Source organism: Pseudomonadota bacterium (genome assembly GCA_018817425.1).
Classification (GTDB): Bacteria; Desulfobacterota; Desulfobacteria; order Desulfobacterales; family RPRI01; genus RPRI01.
Genome location: JAHITX010000128.1, coordinates 1 through 20,028, shown reverse-complemented (window position 1 = coordinate 20,028; position 20,028 = coordinate 1). Strand labels below are relative to the sequence as shown.

Sequence of the window (20,028 nt, the reverse complement as noted above, 5' to 3'; positions counted from 1 at the left end):
TCATAATCGAAACTTTGTTTGAGCTTTTTATAAAAAGTATTGAACCAATAAGACCTGGCCGTTGCTATCCTCGAAAACACCGGATATCATCCAGAAAGTTTTACTTGAACTATAAACCAATCGCTTAAGTTAATGACATTGAGTAGCCACTGACTATGACAGCCTTTTGTTTGGGATAAATTTCTACTATTCTTTCATATGTTTTGCGGCCATTTATTCCTGGGTCCATAATCATATCAAGCAATATTAAATCTACTTTATTTTCTTTCAAATATGAAACGGCTTCTTCTCCACAGGGCACAGCCTTGGTTTTATATCCGAGTTTTTCAAGCATTTTACAGGAAATTTCTCTCTGACTTTGAATGTCATCAACAACAAGTACTATTTCTCCGTTTCCTTTATATTTCTCTATAGGCAATGATGAAACTTTGGTCGATAACTCTTTTCTTGTTATTGGAAAGTATAGGTCAAATATTGTTCCTTTTTCATTACTTGTTACATTTATATAGCCTTCATGATCTTGTACAATATTCCATACAACAGCCAGTCCCAAACCTGTTCCGCTTCTGCCCATTACCTTCTTTGTGAAAAACGGTTCAAAAATCCTCTCAAGATACTCCGGTAATATTCCTGAGCCATCGTCATATACAGACAAAATCACGTACTCACCTGTGTTTATGTCATCATACCCCCTTATCGGCCGATCCACATAACAGTTTTTTGTCGATACTATTACCTTGCCTTGACCCTCAATAGCTTCAGAAGCATTTGATATAAGATTCATTATTACCTTTCTGATATGAACAAGAGAGGCGGATATATTGAGCAAGTCAGCATCAAGCTTGGTTTTAATGCTAACTGTGGGATGAAATTGCTTAAGTTTTGCAAACTCAGGAGAAGTTAAATATTCTCTTATAACATAATTTAAGTTTAGCGGTTCTTTTGTGGATGCCACACCTCTTGCAATTGTCAGCAGATCCTGGACGATAGAAACGGCCTTGTTCCCTGACTCCTGAATGGTTTCTATAGGCTTTCTTAATTTGCTGTTTTTAGGCAAATCAAGTAATAATAATTCAGGATAGCTTACAATTCCGGATAAAACATTGTTCAGATCATGGGCAACACCACCTGCCAAAAGTCCAAGCGATTCCATCTTCTTGGATCTTGCAAGCTTTTCTTCACTCTCTTTAAGCTTTATTTCTGCACGCTTGCGCTCGGTGATATCATGATTTACTCCATAGATCCTGACCGGCTGGCCGTTGGCATCTTTGATAATGTGATAACGAACATTTGTGTATCCTATCGTCTTATCCGCAGAAATAAAACGGTGTTCTATACGTCCGCTAATGTTGGTATCGCTTGACTCTTGTGCTTTACGATAGTCTTGTTCAATAAAAGATATGTCGTCCGGATGTAGAAAGAGGCTGGTATATTCAGCCGATGACATTGTATATCTCCCGACTTGTCTTGCCGTGGTACGAAAGCTCTTATAAAAATGGTCGTTGAATATAAAAAGATCATTAGCTATATCGTATTCCCAGTGACCGAGATGGGCCATATCCAAAGCATTACTCAGCTTAGCCTGAAGATCCTCCCGCTCCTCCTCGATCCGTTTGCGCTCAATAGCATTAGTAAAAGTTTCACCAACAAGGCGCAGAATCTGAGGTTCGTATGCCCAGTCCTGATAATTTTGTATCGTATCAAATCCGACAAGTCCAAGCAATCGATCACCAAGTCTCATGGGAATGATAATAATCGATTTGATATCTTGGGAATCAAATATTTCCCTTTTGAGCCTGGCTTCAAGCGGCAGAACGGATACATTTGGCACTTGGAGAACGTCGACTTTTCGAATTTGTTCAGTAAACCACGGCAGTTCCTCGGCAATCGGAACGTTTCTTAAATTTTCCATTTGCGGCGAAATGCCTTCGGCACACCACTCGTGTGTATTATCAGCAAGTTTACCATCGTTATGTAATATATATACATAGGCGCGGTCTGCTCCAAAAAATAAACCAACAGCAGATAAAGCGCGATATATGGCAGCATCTATTTCGTCTGGCCCCAGTCTTATAAATTCCGAAGATATTGCGCTAATCAGCCGTTCAAGGTCTATCCTCCGTGCCAGGGTGTCTTTTGCCTTCTTGTGTTCAGTTATGTCACGCCCGATACCCAACACACCGGCTAATTGACCGTCATCGTGATAAATTGGTGTAGTTATAGTTTCAAGGATTTCACGATGTCCATCAATTATAAAATTTACATCCAGCTCGTTTATGAGGGGTTTTTCTTTAATCATTACCTCATTATCGTGCTTTAGCAAAAAATCTGCCAACTCCTTATTCAGAAAATCGTAATCCGTTTTACCAACGATCTCCTTTTCTTTTGCGCCAAATAAACTTTCAAATCTGGAATTACAGTAAATATAGTGGCCCTGCTGATCTTTCACCCAAAGCAAATCAGGAATTACCCGGATTAATGTTTGCAGACGTCTTTTATTATCTTGTAATGCTTCCTCGATTATTTTGCGCTCGGATTCAGCTTTTTCCAACTCCAGAACCCGTTTTTCTAATTCTTCATAGCTAAGTTTTTCAGACATGACTGCAACCTGTAGTTCCTTGATCTTTTCAAGTTATTAATACTATCAGTATGCTTGAATCTACTAAGTTAAACTTTTCAAACGATATACATATAATATAACTATATAATCCAATTAATAATATTTTGCAATAATCCATTTTACCCGTTCAGTATAATGACATTTATCAGCTTATATGGACAAAGGTTTTTTTACACTGTTCGCCCCTTGATATGAGACTGTATGTTTTAAAAAGATATAGTTGTGGCAGCATTCTTTTATCTTGACATTTATAACCGCTTAAGCTTAAAAAACCTATCTGGTCTGTCTTGCTTGAGCTTTATATTTTGCTCCAAGATAATGATTTATCTAAGATATCAGAAACAGCGGAATTTCTTGTAATTTACCGGTTCTCTGGTTTTTTGTAATCGGATTCGAATTTTGCTTTTGTGATATATTATTTTTAGTTCAGGAGGAATGATTATGGGAGAAGAAAGCGCAGGAGCTCTCAAGGAAACTTTGGAATTTTACTCAGGAAAGAGAAGCGAACTGATCCCCATTTTGCAGGAAGCACAAGGAATTTATGGTTATCTTCCCGAGGAAGCGATTCAGATAATAGCTGAATTTTTAACAATTACTTTGGGTGAGGTTTATTCCGTAGCATCTTTTTATAACCAGTTTCGTTTAATACCTTTGGGAAGAAATACGGTAACAATATGCCGTGGCACTGCCTGCCATATTCGTGGGGCCCCACAAATAGTTGATGAAATAGGGGAAGTACTCAATTTAAAAGAGGGTGAAACATCAGAAGATATGGAATATACCCTTGAAACCGTTGCCTGTATTGGTTGTTGCGCACTGGCTCCCTGTGTTAAGGTTAATCATAAAATTCATGGTTGCCTGGAACCGGGACAGGCTAAAGGACTTTTCAACATTGCACCTCGGGTTGAAAGTAATTAACAAGGAGAAACTTACATATGGAAAAAGTTACTCTTACAATAGACGATAAAGAGATAATTACCGATAAGGAATCAAATATACTAACAGCTGCTTTGGAAAATGGTATTTATATACCCCACCTTTGCTATTACTCAGGGCTGGAACCACCCGGCATTTGCAGGCTGTGTGTGGTTGATGTTTCCGGTGATATAGTTTTTTCCTGCCGGTCAACAGTAAAAGAAGGAATGGTTGTTAAAACAAGAAGCCCCGTAGTAGATAAGATACGCGAGGTAAATTTTGAGATTATAATGGCAAACAACCATATGTCCTGCAAAGGTTGTGCTGCAACCGGTTTTTGTGAAGTACAAAAAATAATGGCTTTTTGCAAAACCGACAAAAAAAGAGTTCGCAGGTTAAGACCACCTGAAAAACAGTTTCCTATAGATGAATCAAATCCGTGCTTTGATTATGATGCTAATAAATGCGTGCTTTGTGAAGTTTGCATAGGAACCTGCAATAAAATACAAAAAGCTTTAAATTTAGTAGGCCGCGGATGGAAAACCAAGGTAGAATTCCACGGAGATACATCAATATGTGAAAAATGCGGTGATTGTGTTGCAAGATGCCCTGTTGGCGCTCTTGTGCCAAAAGGCAAGGCTCAACTACAAAAATCAGCATAGTTTTTATTAATAGTATTTATAGCGGGTACAGCTAATTTATTTAATTCCGTTTCTTATAAATAAAGCGCTGTCGATAAATAATTGATTGTCGGCAGCGTTTTTTTGCTTTACACCTTTTCGTATAATGCCACTCGAAATTCCATAACTAATTTAATCTATATAGGGAACTTGACAACCCAACAGGGTAAGCGCATTAGGATTTTTCTTAAAAATTAATTTGATTAACTTATGATTATTGGGTTCATTCAAAATCGAAATAAACACATTCGTCATTCCGGCGAAAGCCGGAATCCTGTAATTTTAATGGGTTCTGGATACCGGATCAAGTCCGGCATGACGGTTTAAGTTGTTTGTACATAGCCATTATTTCTAAATGCGGTTACCCTGGACAACCCTTTTTTTCTATTGACATTTTATTTATGGCTTGTGTATGATCAAAAAAAATAATTTTAGGGATGTTTGGTGCACGGAATACGGTTTAAATCCGTAACGGTCCCGCCGCTGTAACCCTGCCGCTTAATAAGCGGAACCCTTTTAGCATTGTTGAGCCACTGTTCTGACAGACCGAAAAGGTCTCGCATGATGGGAAGGCGGCTTAAAGGGCGGGGAAGTCAGAAGACGAGCTGAATATCACATGTTTCAAAGAACTTGATGGCAAAGGGTTCTGGTAGGCAACATAGCCTGTCGGAGCCCTTTTTTTATTTCCGGCGGGGTAAATCCATTGTATATAGGTGAGGATATGAAAACCCAGATTGAAAAAGCAAGAGAAGGCATTATAACAGAAGAAATCAAAAAAGTTGCATCGGATGAAGGTTTATCTGATGAAATCGTCAGACAAAGGGTTGCATTAGGTGAAATTGTAATTTCAAGCCATCCTAAGCGCAAAAATCAGAAAATAGTCGGAATAGGGAAAGGTTTAAGAACAAAGGTCAATGCTTCAATCGGCACATCTTCAGATATTTGTGATATTGATGCAGAAGTCCGAAAGGCTATTGCAGCAGAAGAAGAAGGTGCTGATACGCTTATGGAGCTTTCCGCAGGTGGAGATCTCGATGCAATCCGACGGGCCGTTCTCGCAAATACAAATCTTGCGGTAGGAAACGTGCCATTATATCAGGCATTCAAGGAAACTACCGCAAAATATGCAAATCCTGGCAAACTTGATCCTGAATATCTGTTTGATCTGATCGAAAAACAGCTTGATGACGGAATCAGTTTCATGGCGATTCATTGCGGCATAAATCAATATACTATTGAACGCTTAAGAAAACAGGGATACCGCTACGGAGGTCTTGTTTCAAAGGGCGGAACTTATATGGTCGCCTGGATGGATATAAACAAAAAGGAAAACCCGTTATACGAGCAGTTTGATCGTGTTTGCGCTTTGATGAAAAAATATGATGCAGTACTTTCTCTTGGAAACGGCATCAGGGCCGGAGCTATTCACGACAGTCATGACAGGGCTCAGATGGCAGAAATGATCATAAATTGTGAACTTGCCGAGTTGGGACGTAAAATGGGTTGCCAGATGATGGTGGAAGGCCCGGGGCATGTACCACTTGATGAAATCGAAGGAAATATAATGCTTGAAAAGCGAATGAGCGGCAATGCCCCATATTATGTTCTTGGCCCTCTCCCGCTTGATACCGGTGCCGGATATGATCATATAGTTGCAGCTATTGGAGCTGCCAATTCAGCCCGTTTCGGTGCAGATCTGGTATGCTACATAACTCCTGCCGAACACCTTGCGCTTCCCAATGAACAGGATGTGCGGGAAGGTGTCCGGGCAACCCGCCTTGCTGTTCGTATAGGCGATATATCCAAATATCCAGATAGGCGCGACAGAGAAAAAGAAGCTGCAATGGCAAGACGTGACATGCGCTGGGATGATCTTGAAAAATTGCTCATGTTTCCCGATAAGGCAAGAGAGGTCCGCCAGAGCAGGGCGCCTGAAAATACACAAACCTGTTCCATGTGCGGCGATTTCTGCGCCATGAAAAAGGGTATGGAAGTTTTTTCAAATGATATAGGCGGCGATAAGATTTCATGTGCAGGAAAATAATATTATGGACAAACTTAACAAAGCAATAAATTCAATTTGCTCTCCGGATACAGCAGTATACAAGGCTGCTCTTGAGCGTTTGGCTCAGCAGGCCCGTCCGGCAGGAAGTCTTGGTGTTTTAGAAAATTTATCGGCAAGGCTTGCAGGCATTGCAAAAACAATTGATGTACGATTGAAAAGAAAAGTTATAGTTACATGCGCCGGAGATCATGGAGTTGTGGCGGAAGGGGTTAGCCTTTTTCCTCAGGAAGTAACGCCTCAGATGGTTTATAATTTTGTTAACGGAGGCGCATCAATCAATGTACTTGCCCGTCATGCCGGTGCAGAGGTAAAGGTTGCAGATCTTGGAGTTAACCATGATTTTGAAAAAAATCTTCTGATTTTCCATAAAAAAATCAGAAAAGGTACATCGAATATTGCTGTGGGCCCTGCAATGTCAAGACAGGAGGCTGTGAGTTCAATTGAAGCCGGAATCGATATTGTTGATGAGCTTCTTAAAAAAGGCCTTGTTGATATTTTAGGCACCGGTGACATGGGTATCGGCAATACTACTCCTTCTACTGCTGTTGTTGCTGTAATATCAGGCGTTGCTGTGGAAAAGCTGACAGGCCGGGGAACCGGCATTGGTGATGAAGCACTTCAAAATAAGATTAAAGTAATTAAAAAAGCGATAAAAGTAAACAAACCCGACCCCAAAGACGCTATTGATATACTTTCAAAAGTAGGCGGTTTTGAAATAGGCGGTCTTGCCGGACTTGTTCTTGGTGCTGCCGCAAACGGTATACCTGTTGTATGTGACGGACTGATATCCACAGCAGGAGCCTTGATTGCCACAAGTCTTGCTCCTTTGGCAAAAGAATATATTTTTGCAAGCCACCGCTCTGTTGAAATTGGCCATGGTTATATGCATAAATTACTTGGTGTTGAGCCTATTCTTGATTTAAAATTTCGCCTGGGTGAAGGAACCGGGGCAGCTGTTGCAATGGAATTGCTGGATGCTTCAACCCGCATTCTTGCTGAGATAAAGACTTTTGAAGAAGTTTCGATAAAAAATGCCCAGATACAAAAACCCTGACAAAATGCCTGATATGCCGTTTTGCCGTGCAGACCTGGCTCATGAGGATTTTCAGTACCTTGAGGATCTTTCAACTGCCTACTGGTATTCTGAAGTGCTTTTTGCTGCGATAAAGCTTGGCCTTTTTGTGTTTCTTGAAAAAGGAATTTCATCTGTTGACAAGCTTGCAATTGCGGCATCGTGCAGCAAAGAAGAACTGCACCGATTACTTAAGGCTATGGAAAAGCTGACATTGGTTTGCCACGATAATGGCTTGTGGTTTAACAGTCAGGTCACACGCATGTTTCTTGTGCCAGGTCAGCCTTCGTACATGGGAGAGTTTTTTCTGTATAGAAAATATATGCAACCTCAGTGGCAATCTATTGCAAATAAAGTTTCGATTAATAATGAAGATGAAACCACCCGTGTTGATAATAATATAATTTCGGAAGAAGATGAGTATGCATTAAGAAATTTTAATTATGTTATGACTGCCGATGTGCTGATACAACAAAAGAACAAAGAGATTGTCAGTCTTCTTAAACCCTTTTCGTGGCAACTGCCTCTTCTTGATATCGGCGGAGGTGCCGGTTCGCTGGGTCGCTCATTAATTAAGTCGAAAATAAATGATACAAAAAATCAATCAAATGAAATTCCTGTTTCAATATTATTTGAATTACCTGAAGTTATTAATGCAGCACATAAACTTTATTCAGATAGAGATGATTGGCAGTACTTTGAAAGCATGGAAGGAGATTTCATACTTCATAAATTTGATGAGGACAAAAAATATGGCCTTATTATTATGAGCAATTTTCTTCATGCTTACGGGAATAAAGAGGCACATGAATTATTTTTAAAAGCTGCAAGTTTGCTTAAAAAAGAAGGAATGATACTTATTCACGATTATTTTCCGGACCGGTTTGGACGCAATCCGCAAAAAGGGGCATTATATGATCTGAATATGATGTTAAATACTTATAACGGAACCTGCCATGAAAGCTCAACCATAAAGGGTTGGCTTGAAGAAGCTGGTTTTAACAAGGTAAAGGTTATTGATCTTGGCACGGATACTTCCATTATTTTAGCTGCACAAGATCAATTTCATTACAATTTGCCCATTGATATACATGAAAAGACAAATCTTGACAAATGGGTATATGCGGCTGTTGATGAAGGGTTTAAAAAAGCTGTTATTCTTCCTGTAGCAAAGATAGCAACAGGCTCATGGGTAAGGCAAAAATGCAGGTTCGGATGCAGTGAATTCGGGAAAAAGCTTCAATGCCCGCCATATTCGATTGACAATCGTGAAACGGAAGAGATGCTTAAATCTTATTCATGGTGCATGCTGGTGGAAGATATGCCACCCGGTCGCAAATTCCATAAAAAACTTTTAAACCTTGAAAAAAGGCTTTTTCTGGCTGGATTTCATAAAGCCTTTTCATTTGGTGCAGGGCCTTGCCCTGTCTGCAAAAAATGCCCCGACAATAATATTTGCCTTCATCCTGATCTTGCGCGTCCTTCCATGGAGGCTTCAGGCATTGATGTTTACGAAACAGCCAAAGCAGCAGGAATCACCCTTAAACCGGTATCGGAAAAAGACCGTTATGTGAAATATATCGGTCTTTTGCTTCTGGAGTAAATTTAAGTGAAAATACTATTCGTACAGGTTCCAACTTCACATCTTGGCGCAAAAGAACGAGTTTATCCTCTGGGCTTATCACGCCTGGCTGCTATTGCACCTTCAGGTTTTGAAAAATCTGCTCTTGATATGAACCTTTATCCGGACCCCTGGCCAAAATTAAAAGATAAACTGGAGAGTATTAAGCCTGATATCATAGCCCTGTCTTTCAGAAATATTGATCCTCTGGCCGGACAACAAACATCTTATCTGTCTTCGCTTAAAACATCGGCTGTGGTTGCACGATTAATTGCACCATCTGCCGTTATTATTGCAGGCGGCCCTGCTTTTACTCTTTTCGCAAAACGTCTGATGGAAGAAATTTCTGAGATCGACTTTGGTTTATGCGGTGAAGGCGAGCTTGCTTTTGCACAAATATTGTCAGGCTTTCCTGACATTAAATCTGTGCCTGGAATTGTATGGCGAAAAGAAGAAGAAATTATATATAATCCTAACGGGCCTTTTATATCAATGGATGAAATCCCGTATATTGATACAAATAGTTTTTCTCCCAAAGATTATGCCGAAGGCAATCTTTATGTTGCTGCAATGGGCATAGAAGGCAAACGCGGATGTGATTTAAAATGCGGTTATTGCCTCTACCCGCGCTTAGGTGGTGGCAAGATGAGGCTTAGAAACCCTGCGATAATTACAGATGAGATGGAAAGACTTAATAAAGATTGGGGCATAAAATTATTCCATTTTACAGATCCTGTCTTAAACCGTCCGCAAGACCATTTTGAGGCTATTTGCAAAGAGATTTTAAAACGAAAGCTCGAGGTGAGCTGGACCGGTTTTTTCAGAGAGGACACATTTACCGAGCACAATGCCGAGCTTGCACAAAAAGCCGGGCTTGTTGCATGTTATTTTTCTGCAGATGCCCTTACATCTCACGGTTTAAGTCTTCTTGGCAAGGCACTTACGAAAGATGATATCCTGCGGGCATCAAAAATTACTGTAAAACACAATATTCTTACCATGTGTCATTTTCTTGTAAATCTTCCTTTTGAGACAAAAGAACATATGAAAGAAGCAAAAGAGATGATGGACAAAATACTTGATATACATTCAGCCTGTGGAAATCTTGGGGCAGTTATTCTAAACACAATACGATTGTATCCCGGTGCCAGACTGACAAACAAGCTTATAGAAAGCGGCCTTATCGATTCAGACATCGACCTTTTATACCCGGTATACTATAACCCCCAAAATACTTCTTATGTGCTTCATGAGCTTGAAGCAAAGTGCCATGAAGCTGGTGTTTTATCAAGGTTAAAGATAAATGCAGCTTGCAAAAGCTTAAAGGCATTGTTGCAATGAATATATGCGTACTTGAACATCCCAGAGTTCGATCAAAAGAAAGATTTAATGATATTGCCAATACCCCGCTGTGGTCATGTCTTATGGGAGGCTATGCAGCTTCAAGCCTGAGACATACCGGACACGATGTATACTTGATGGACACAACAATATCCGGCTGGGATTTTAAAAAGACAAAACAGGAAATTCTTAAACTATCCCCTGATATACTTTGTGTTAATGCCGTTTATTTCTGGGAACACACCGGTCTTGTTTTTGATCTTTTAAATAATCTTAAAGAAGACGGTTTTTGTGGCCATATTACATTGTTTGGTTTTTTTCCCACACTTGCTTACGCAGCAATTCTTGAAAACATTGCTTCCGTTGATTCTGTAGTGGTGGGTGAAAGTGAAATAACACTAGTAGAACTTTCTGAAGCACTTTCAAAACATAAATCTCTGTCAGGCATATCCGGACTTTGTATAAGAACCGATAAGGTCATTACAATTTCAAAGCAACGCAGCCCGGAACAAAACATAGATAAATTTTATTTTCCTGAAAGAACGAATTTTTCCGATCAGACAGCCTCCATTCTTGCAAGCCGGGGATGTTACAACCACTGTGCCTTTTGCCTTGTCCCGTCGTTTTATAATGACGGGCCGTTGTGGCGCGGGAGGTCTCCGGAAAATATTTATCAGGAAATATCCGAGCTTGCAGATAAAGGATGTCAAGATTTCTATTTTGTTGATCCTAATTTTATCGGTCCGGGGAAAAAAGGCAAAGATCGTATTCATAAACTAATGAAGCTTATCCGCCCTTTAAACATAAGTTTTGGCATGGAAACAAGACCGAATGATCTTGACCCCGATATTTTAGATAGTCTTATCTCTTCCGGGTTCAAAACTCTTCTTCTCGGCATTGAAAGCGGTTCAAAGTCTGTACTTACAAACTTAAACAAAGGCGCATCCATTAATTCAAGTGAGAGCGCAATAAGAATATGCCGGAATGCCGGAATTGAACCTGAAGTAGGGTTTCTGATGTTTGTGCCGGACAGCACGCTTGAAGACTTAAAACATAATTTCGAATTTCTGCAAAAAAACAATCTGCTTGACCGTCTCGAAAGAACCGCAAACCTTCTTTCGCATCGCCAGTTAGTGCTTATGGGGACTTCGGGTTACAGGATGTTTGAAAAGCAGGGCAGACTTAAAAAAGCGGGAGTGCTTGGTTTTGAAGGAGAAGTATCATACCAGGATAACAGGGTCAAATGGGTATCCGATCTCATGATTCATGCATGTCTTTTTGTGCTGGAAAATATGGAACAGCCGGAGTCTCCCATATACTGGCAACTTTGCGAAAACGAAGGAAAAAGAAGTATTGAGTTTGTTAAAACAAATGACTGCCTGGTGGACTTGTTCAAACGGCTTCTTGCCGATGCCGGTAAAAGCGCTTTGCTATCGCCTGTTTCTATAATGAAAGAAGATATAGAAAGAGAGTTGCTAAGTGTCATTAATATAAATTCTTTTCCTTCATCATAATATCGCCAATAATCTAATTTCTAATTATAAGTTATTGACTTTCAAGTAATACATATTAAAATAGAAAAAAATAAAAAATTAGCAAAATCTAAATACGGATTTGATTAACAATAATGGAGGTTCACATGAAAAAGGTGTATTTGCTTTTGGTCGTTATGCTTATCCTTTTGGTTTCTGCACCATTAAATGCCGAAACACCGGATGTCAATGCTATAATTGAAAAGGTGAAAAAATCATGGGATGTTCGCCCTGTATCTTTTAAAACAACAATTATTGTTAAGGATGGCGAGCGTGTTACCGGAGAAATGGTAGCCGGAGCGGCCCATAAGCGTTTTCCGGATGGAAGAAGATTGCTGATAGTTATTCTTGAACCGGAAAGCATGAAAGGAGTGTCATACCTGCTTAACGGTTATGATACGAAACAGTCTGAGCAATGGATGTATTTTCCTTATCTTGACAGAGTAAGAAAAATTGATGGTGCCAGCAACTATGAAAGCTTTTTAAGCACCGATTTTACCTATGCAGATCTATCCCTGATAGATTCTCAAAGTGAAGAATTTAAGTATATCGGAGAAGGTGAGATAAACGGTATAAAGGCATATAAAATCGAATCTATAAGTAAAAGTTCAAATTATTATTATTCCAAAATAATTTATTGGATTGCAAAAGATACTTTACAGATCCTTAGCCGGGATTATTATTCACCGAATAACAGTCTTTGGAAAAGAAAATTATATGAGAATTACACTGTTATTAACGGCTTGACCATTCCTCTGCGTATTCGCGTGAAGGATCTTCAGCACAATACCAGCACAGAACTTAACATTAGCGAACTAGATGCTGATATAACACTTCCGGACGAAATATTTGTACCCACACAATTGAAATACTCTTTAAAATGCCCTGTTTGGCAAAAAGTATGTTATCCGCAGGATGTTTTCATTAAATAGCTTGGCTAAAAATACGAACACAATGCCACAATAAAGGAGGATAACTATATGAAAAGAATATGCTTGTTTGGGATAATTATGTTTCTGATGTTTGCAACCGCACCTTTATATGCCGAAACTCAGGATGCTACAGCTATAATTAACACAATGAATAATAACGCTGATACCTACCCAATATCAAAAAAACTCACTATCATTGTAAAAAATGGAGAACAAATAACCGGCCAAATGGTAGCCGGAACCGCAAGAAAAAAATTTCCCGACGGCAGAAAATTCCTTATGGTCCTATTAGAGCCTCAAAGCTTAAAAGGCCTATCTTATCTTTTGAATGATTTGTATGATCATCCGGCCAAGCAATGGATATACCTTCCTTATATTGATAGAGTTCGCAAAATCGATAAAGCAAGTACTTACGAAAGCTTTCTCAGCACAGATTTTACTTTCGCAGATCTTAGTTTAATAACCAGCAAAAACGATAAATTTAAGTATCTTGGAGAAGAAGTAATCGGAGGTATGAAAGCCTATAAAATAGAATCGATTTCCAAGGAGCCAAACTATTATTATTCCCGTATTATTAATTGGATCACAAAAGATTCATTTTTGCTTATCAGGCGGGATTATTATTCTCCCAATAACATCCTATGGAAAAGACAATTGTCTGAAAATTTAACCCTTATCAACGGCGTGCTCACGCCCTTAAGGATTCGAATGATTAACTTTCAAAACAATACAAGTACCGAACTGATTGTTAATGAATTAAATCCCGACATAGATCTTCCTGATGAAATTTTTGTGCCCGAGCAACTGAAATACTCTTTAAAATGCCCTGTTTGGCAAAAGGTCTGCTATCCAACAGATAAAATGGATAATCAATAACTATCTTATATAATAATTCAATACATTATTTGTGGGGGCTTGTATGTTCAAACGTATTTCTTTTGTTGGAATTATTGTCCTGATAACATTATATACCGGCCTATTATATGCCGGACCAAATATGAATCCAGGCAAATGGGAAATAACCTATGAAACTGAGATGCCCGGAATGCCCATGAAAATGCCTTCCATTAAAATTACACAGTGTATAACAAAAGAACAAATCATACCTGAAAGCAAGCAACAACCCGGACAGGAATGTAAAACATCCGATATAAAAATTTCCGGCAATACCGTTTCATGGTCTCTTATATGTAATAGCCCTTACAACACGTCCAAAGCAAAAGGTAAAATAACATACAATGGGAACCAAATGAAGGGTCAGATGGAAATGGAACAGTCCGGCATGAAAATAACTACTAAAATGAGTGGACAACGTATAGGAATATGTGACTAGAAAATTATTTAAAAGTTGGAATATACCTGTTTCGTCATGCCGGACCCGGCAGTTTGTAACCCGGGGGCATCCAGCAATTTCGTTAGTTTCTGGATACCGGCTTTCGCAGGCATGACGGCCTGGGGTCTTTTTACGAATTCATCAAATTTAGGTGATCCCAAATTACCTATATACAGGTGATGATAGAGCCACTTTCAAAACGCCCCATTTTGGCCCCACCCCCTATAAGAATCTGGTCATATACTTTTCCTTTTTCGTTCAAAAAGAAAATAAGTTTGTTTTTTATATCGACTGATTATGATAGAGTCTGAATTAATGTAATAAAAATAAATCAAAGAGCTATCTAGTCAGATAGCGGTAACCTGATAAATCAGTCAATTCGAGTAAAATACATAATTTTAGGTATAGACGTAAACACAAAACTGATTATATATTTTATTTAACATCATTTCCCAGATCATTTCCCAGATGTTTTAATTATAAAAAATCGGGGAGAGTGTATACAATGGACACCGGAATTAAATAAAGATTTTAATTAACAAAGGGGAAATTAAAATGAAAGATTATTTCGGATATGAAGGAAAGGTATGTGTAGTGACCGGCGCTGCTTCAGGCATGGGCAAGGCTGTTACAGAGATGCTGGTTGATCTCGGGGCCCAAGTCTATGCTCTGGATATGAACGAGGTTACCATACCCGGCATTAATAAATTCATCAAGGTTAATCTCGGAGAAAAGCAGTCCATTGACAATGCATTCAAGGAGCTTCCTTTGCAGATTGATAAATTTTTCGGCATTGCAGGCCTCTCCGGCATCAAGACAGATTATTATGTCACCTTTACTGTGAACTTTATCGCTAACAAATATATGACTGAAGAATATCTTGATAAGCGTGTAAATAACGGCGGCAGCATTGCCTATATCACTTCTACAGGAGGCATGAACTGGGAAAAGTATCAGTGGGAATATAAAAAAATAGTTACCGCCGGCACCTGGGAGGCAATGACGGAAGCTCTTCATAAAAAAGCACCAAAAGATGGGTATGGCCCCTTCGCATATGTTCTCTCGAAAAGAGCTATGAATTATTATGTATCAACCAGATTTGCTCATTTTGCCAAAAAGAATATCCGCATGAATTATGTGATGCCCGGAAGCACTGACACAGGTATGAAAGCTGAATTTGAAAAGGTTATGGGCGGCGAAGATAAGCTTGTCAAACAGGCCGGAATTGCAGGCAGGCTTGCTGAATCGCGGGAGATGGCTGAGCCGCTTGTTTTTATAAACAGCGATATGGCTTCGTTTATCAACGGCTACGGGCTAATTGTGGATTACGGCGATCAGACTATGAAGACCTTGAAACTTAAAAAAGACCTTCAGAAGATGCCGGTAGGATTTAAGCTCTATCATACTAAACTGTTTAAGTATATTGTTCAAAAATATATTGAGCGTAGTTAATTGAGGTAAAATATTATGAAAGGCATTCATGGAAAGATTCTTGTCGTTAATCTGACTGAAAAAAGCTACGAGATAGAAGAACTGCCTGAAGAGATTTACCGCCGGTATCTTGGCGGATACGGGATAGGAGTTTATTATATTTATAAGCATATCAAGCCCGGCTGTGATCCTCTTGGGCCTGATAATATACTCGGATTTACTCCCGGCCTTTTCACCGGCTCAGGAGCAGGGTTTTCCGGCAGATATATGGTCTGCGGCAAAAGTCCGTTAACCGGAAAAGGAATCCGGTCAAATGGTGAGCAATGCAACGGAGGCTGGGGGAATGCGAATTCAGGAGGCACGTTCGGACCATCTATAAAGAAAACAGGTTTTGATGCAATATTTTTTAAAGGTCAGTCACCAAAGCCTGTTTATCTTCTTATTAAAAATGATAAAATATCGATCGAAGATGCTAGCTTTCTCTGGGGCAAAGATACTGTGGAGACTGAAGAAGAATTGGCTCATCTGCACGGTGTACGCGCTAACGTAGCCTCTATAGGACCGGCTGGTGAGAATTTATCTCTCATTTCCGGCATATGCAACGATAAGGGCCGTATCGCTGCACGCAGCGGCCTTGGCGCAGTTATGGGCAGCAAAAAACTTAAGGCTGTGTGCCTGCTTGCAGGAAATGCGAAAGCCGAATACGCAGACAAAGCCAAGATTCGTCAGATAACAAAGGAGTATTACGCCAGGATACATGGGTTTAAACAAAACAAATTAATGATCAAACTGAGTCCATTGTTTGACTACTTTGCACCAGTTATGCGTTTATTAAGAATGCCCCTTGCTGCTTCTCCTGACGCTCTTGGACCTGTTCTCGGTTATACTTACGGGGGAGCTAAACTTGGAACACCAATGAGCACGGTTATCTCCGCTGAGACCGGAGATTCGCCGGTCAAAAACTATAAGGGCGCAGCAGTTCCGGATTTTCCGATGAAAAAAGCAATGAAGCTTCGCGCCAAGAGATATCTGGATTATGGAAAAAAGCAGTATGGTTGTCATTCATGTCCTTTGCGCTGCGGTTATATTCTGAAATATGACAAGCTGCCATATAAGGATAAGGAAACTCATCGTCCCGAATACGAGACAATTGCTTCTTTCGGCTCTTTAATATTAAACGACGATATAGATCTGGTTTTGCAGGCTAACGAGTATTTAAACCGTGTCTGCCTTGATACCATATCCGCGGGCGTAGTAGTAGCATATGTGCTTGAGGGAGTTGAGGAAGGTTTTTTCAAAAAAGAGGCTTTTGCCTGCAAGGATTATCCCGAAGGATTCCTTCCAATATGGGGTGATCCTACATATGTTATGCAATTATTAAAACTCATGACTACTCGTGAGGGCATTGGGGATAAGCTGGCAGACGGAGTATGGGTTGCCAAAAAGCACTTTCCGGGAACAGAGTATTTTGCTATTGATGCAAACGGTTCGGAGATGGGCATGCACGACCTGCGTGTTGGGCATGGATGGGCTATGTCATACATTTCAGACCCTACGCCTGGCAGGCATACAACTGCTAACTATGATCATACAAAAGCCGGCACAACGCTTTTTTTCCCCGAAATGGCTCATCTGATTGGTCAAAGTTCCGAGCACCCCTATCAACAAGGCAGAATATCAATCTATCCGATCAAGCTGCATCAGGTAATGGAAAGCATAGGTGTTTGTATGTTTGTTTATTTTTTTGGCGACTATAAAATGATTGATATGATCGAGGCAGCAACAGGCTGGAAAATGACACCGGAAGAAATTATGCAGATTGGAGGAAGGATACAAACCTTGCGCCAAATGTTCAATGCACGTGAAGGCGCAATACGGCATGAGTTACCGCAGCGGGCAATCGGCAGCCCACCGCTTAAAACCGGGGCTGCCAGGGGTCAGTCCTTAGATGTTGAGATAACTATACAGGGTTACTACGAGGCCATGGGTTACAGGAATGACGGTGTACCAAGAGAAGAAACACTGCGTGCCTACGGGCTTGATGATATAATACCTGATCTGGCGAAATGCACGGGCGTGCCCGAAAGGCTGGTCAACGAGTGGCTATACTCAGGAGCAGCTTTAATAAAGAAGAAAAAGAATAAAAAAGAGAAGGCTGTAATCGGCGGCTGATAACTAATAAAATAGCGGAACGTCAGCTAAATATTTAATATATAGCAACTACATGAAAGTAATTTGAATATCGAATATTGAACAAGGAAACAACCCCCTTAATCCCCCTTTTCTAAGGGGGAATGAATATCGAATGAAGGTAAACGGTATGATATCGAAGATCGTTTGATAGATTTTGCTGTGTGAATAATCAAATCGGGTCATTACCAAATTTGTTAAAAGTATTCAAATCGCAAAGAATAAAAATAAAAAATATTCATAATTCGAAATTCCTTGTTCGAAATTCTATATTCGTTTTTTTAAAGATCCACTTAATAAATCAACTTAGCGCTTATGACCGCATATGGGGCACTTCTTGTCGCGTTTTACTGTTTTTCTTTTAAATGTGCCATCCTTAAGATCGAGTTGCAGCATCGTGCCAGTCAATGGTTTGCCATAACCTGCTAAAAATTTGATTGCCTCACCGGCCTGTAAGGCACCGAACGTACCGGCAACAGCCCCTAAAATACCAATATCCCTGGAAGTGGGCGAAGCTCCAGGTATAGGCTCTTCAAATACACAGCGCACACAGGCATAACCAGGCGCGTATGTCATGATCTGGCCAAGAGAACCCTGTACTCCACAATACGAAAACGGCTTTTGCAGCAATACGCACATATCGTTAGTAAGAAATTTGCAAGTACTGTTATCTGAGCATTCTACAATAAAATCATAATCGTGAATAATGGTTCCGATATTTTCCGCAATAATCTTTTTCGGGTATGTGAATATTTTCACTTCGGGATTTAATCTTTCTATCTTTTCCTTTGCAGAAACTGCCTTAAGTTTTCCAATATCGGATACGGTATGAAGTATCTGCCGTTGCAGATTGGATAAGTCAACTATATCACCGTCCGCAATGCCCAGCGTACCGATCCCGGCAGCAGCAAGATACAGTATTGCAGACGAACCCAGTCCTCCCGCACCTATTACGAGAACACTGGAAGACAGTAACTTTTTCTGCCCATCCTCGCCGAACCCTTTTATCTGAATGTTGCGGTTGTACCGCTCTTTCTGCGTATCCGTTAATAACATGTTTATATCTTTACTTAAACATTACCTTTAATTATTATTGATATCGATATGAATATTTATGATGCAACACTTATGTCTTTCGTCCCTGATACTTCCTTCTGTGATTGTTCGGAGAGAAACTTAAAATTAAGCAATTGACGACGCATCATAATAAAATCTCCCCACACCGAGAATGTACGCACCAACCAATGTAGAAGACCCGGGGAATATTTGAGCGTCAATTTGACCAGAAGACGACAGGTGTTCCGGCCCTGTGAAACAATGAGATAACTTACCAGGCAGTCTCCCAAAACTCGAAATCCTATTTTGTTCGGCTTGAGTCTGAGTGTTATGTATCGGTTTTGCTCGAAGTCAATTAATTCAAAAATGAACATCAAGTTTTGGCCAATTACAAGATTGTCTAAGCCCAAGATCAGTTTCTGAGGACTTTGACGTCCGAAATTATCAATCCAATCGTAGCTGTAAGGAGCAACCCGCATCTGGCAAAGCCAGGGGAATAGAGTTTTGGCAGATGCGTTAATCGTTATCCCCCGGTAATAAGCGGTATAAGGTTTTTGAACGAACCGATCGCAGGGGAATTGTAGTAAAAGCTCATCCGGAGTAGCTCCCCAATTATAGGGTATTTGCATCGTCAGTATCTCCTGCTGGGTTCGTATTGCTAAGTTTCCGCCCGTCTTTTGCGCTGTCAACTGCAACAAATGGTGTAACACCCGGCATGGGCGTGAATTTATGGGGTGAAAGGCCCCTGTGTGTAAATCCTGTTAATGATTAATTTCATTAGCATAAACAATAGCCGAAGGCAAGATCATCTTCTTGAGGAGTTGTTTGAAGGGGGCATTGCTATACTGTAACAACATGCCTAACCAGCCCTTGTCTGCGCCACAGCCCGCAGCAATGCCGGGCGAATATTGTGAAGGAAGTCGTCGTAGTCACGTGCTGCCAGTGTTGATGCCTTGCCAAAAATATTTTTTAACTTTTCTTCCTGCTGGTTACTGCCTATGGTGATACACAGACAGCCAATCCCCTGGCAGCGAATTTCCTCGATAGCCTTTTTTGTGTCCTCTTCGCCATACTCGCCTTCATAGCCATGATCGTAAGAAAAGCCGTCAGTAATTGTTATCAGGAGCTGATACGGCACCCCTGTTTCTTCTTCCTGTAGCTTCCGCGCTGCATGGCGCATGGCGCCTCCAATGCGTGTAAACCCGACTGGTTCAAGCATGGCAAACCGATTGCGAATGCG

The 20,028-nt window shown here is 40.3% G+C and carries 16 protein-coding genes and 1 riboswitch; of the genes, 12 read left to right on the top strand and 4 right to left on the bottom strand.

Features of this window, described 5'->3' with window-relative positions:
- Positions 1-124 precede the first annotated feature (124 nt).
- Positions 125-2,599, bottom strand: coding sequence for a PAS domain-containing protein (locus KKC46_21440; GenBank protein MBU1056366.1), 2,475 nt, complete (start codon positions 2,597-2,599; stop codon positions 125-127).
- Positions 2,600-3,061: 462 nt separating this feature from the next.
- On the opposite strand from KKC46_21440, the gene nuoE reads away from it, so the two are divergent.
- The 12 genes from nuoE to KKC46_21380 all read left to right on the top strand — a co-directional run bounded on the left by nuoE (position 3,062) and on the right by KKC46_21380 (position 17,714).
- Positions 3,062-3,538: an NADH-quinone oxidoreductase subunit NuoE gene (nuoE, locus tag KKC46_21435; GenBank protein ID MBU1056365.1), complete on the top strand. Its 477-nt coding sequence runs from the start codon at positions 3,062-3,064 to the stop codon at positions 3,536-3,538.
- Positions 3,539-3,555: 17 nt separating this feature from the next.
- Positions 3,556-4,197, top strand: coding sequence for a (2Fe-2S)-binding protein (locus tag KKC46_21430; GenBank protein ID MBU1056364.1), 642 nt, complete (start codon positions 3,556-3,558; stop codon positions 4,195-4,197).
- A gap of 443 nt (positions 4,198-4,640) precedes the next feature.
- Positions 4,641-4,840: riboswitch (cobalamin riboswitch) on the top strand.
- Positions 4,841-4,936: 96 nt separating this feature from the next.
- The gene (thiC, locus tag KKC46_21425) at positions 4,937-6,259 is read left to right on the top strand and encodes a phosphomethylpyrimidine synthase ThiC (protein ID MBU1056363.1); all 1,323 of its coding nucleotides are present in this window, start codon (positions 4,937-4,939) and stop codon (positions 6,257-6,259) included.
- Between the two features lie 4 nt (positions 6,260-6,263).
- Positions 6,264-7,334, top strand: coding sequence for a nicotinate-nucleotide--dimethylbenzimidazole phosphoribosyltransferase (gene cobT, locus KKC46_21420; protein MBU1056362.1), 1,071 nt, complete (start codon positions 6,264-6,266; stop codon positions 7,332-7,334).
- Positions 7,312-8,955: a methyltransferase domain-containing protein gene (locus KKC46_21415; protein MBU1056361.1), complete on the top strand. Its 1,644-nt coding sequence runs from the start codon at positions 7,312-7,314 to the stop codon at positions 8,953-8,955. Before cobT ends, KKC46_21415 begins: the two co-directional genes overlap by 23 nt.
- A gap of 6 nt (positions 8,956-8,961) precedes the next feature.
- Positions 8,962-10,314 (top strand): cobalamin-dependent protein, encoded by a 1,353-nt coding sequence (locus KKC46_21410; protein ID MBU1056360.1) that lies wholly within the window; start codon positions 8,962-8,964, stop codon positions 10,312-10,314.
- Positions 10,284-11,828, top strand: a complete 1,545-nt coding sequence (locus KKC46_21405) for a B12-binding domain-containing radical SAM protein (protein MBU1056359.1) — start codon at positions 10,284-10,286, stop codon at positions 11,826-11,828. The genes KKC46_21410 and KKC46_21405 overlap by 31 nt, the downstream gene beginning before the upstream one ends.
- Before the next feature lie 125 nt (positions 11,829-11,953).
- The gene (locus KKC46_21400; protein MBU1056358.1) at positions 11,954-12,778 is read left to right on the top strand and encodes an outer membrane lipoprotein-sorting protein; all 825 of its coding nucleotides are present in this window, start codon (positions 11,954-11,956) and stop codon (positions 12,776-12,778) included.
- A 48-nt stretch (positions 12,779-12,826) separates the two neighbouring features.
- Positions 12,827-13,654: an outer membrane lipoprotein-sorting protein gene (locus KKC46_21395; protein MBU1056357.1), complete on the top strand. Its 828-nt coding sequence runs from the start codon at positions 12,827-12,829 to the stop codon at positions 13,652-13,654.
- Between the two features lie 43 nt (positions 13,655-13,697).
- Complete coding sequence (locus KKC46_21390) at positions 13,698-14,111, top strand: DUF3617 domain-containing protein (protein ID MBU1056356.1); 414 nt, start codon at positions 13,698-13,700, stop codon at positions 14,109-14,111.
- A gap of 555 nt (positions 14,112-14,666) precedes the next feature.
- Positions 14,667-15,563 carry an SDR family oxidoreductase gene (locus tag KKC46_21385; GenBank protein ID MBU1056355.1) on the top strand — a complete coding sequence of 299 codons (897 nt, stop codon included), beginning with the start codon at positions 14,667-14,669 and terminating at the stop codon, positions 15,561-15,563.
- A 15-nt stretch (positions 15,564-15,578) separates the two neighbouring features.
- The gene (locus KKC46_21380; protein MBU1056354.1) at positions 15,579-17,714 is read left to right on the top strand and encodes an aldehyde ferredoxin oxidoreductase family protein; all 2,136 of its coding nucleotides are present in this window, start codon (positions 15,579-15,581) and stop codon (positions 17,712-17,714) included.
- A gap of 324 nt (positions 17,715-18,038) precedes the next feature.
- Here the strand turns inward: KKC46_21380 and KKC46_21375 are convergent, their stop codons facing one another.
- From KKC46_21375 to KKC46_21365, 3 genes are all read right to left on the bottom strand, one after another.
- Positions 18,039-18,788 carry a HesA/MoeB/ThiF family protein gene (locus KKC46_21375; GenBank protein ID MBU1056353.1) on the bottom strand — a complete coding sequence of 250 codons (750 nt, stop codon included), beginning with the start codon at positions 18,786-18,788 and terminating at the stop codon, positions 18,039-18,041.
- 56 nt (positions 18,789-18,844) lie between these two features.
- Entirely contained in the window at positions 18,845-19,417 is a 573-nt protein-coding gene (locus KKC46_21370) for a hypothetical protein (protein ID MBU1056352.1), read from the bottom strand.
- Between the two features lie 230 nt (positions 19,418-19,647).
- On the bottom strand, positions 19,648-20,028 hold a 381-nt coding region (locus KKC46_21365; protein MBU1056351.1), incomplete at its 5' end, for a VWA domain-containing protein.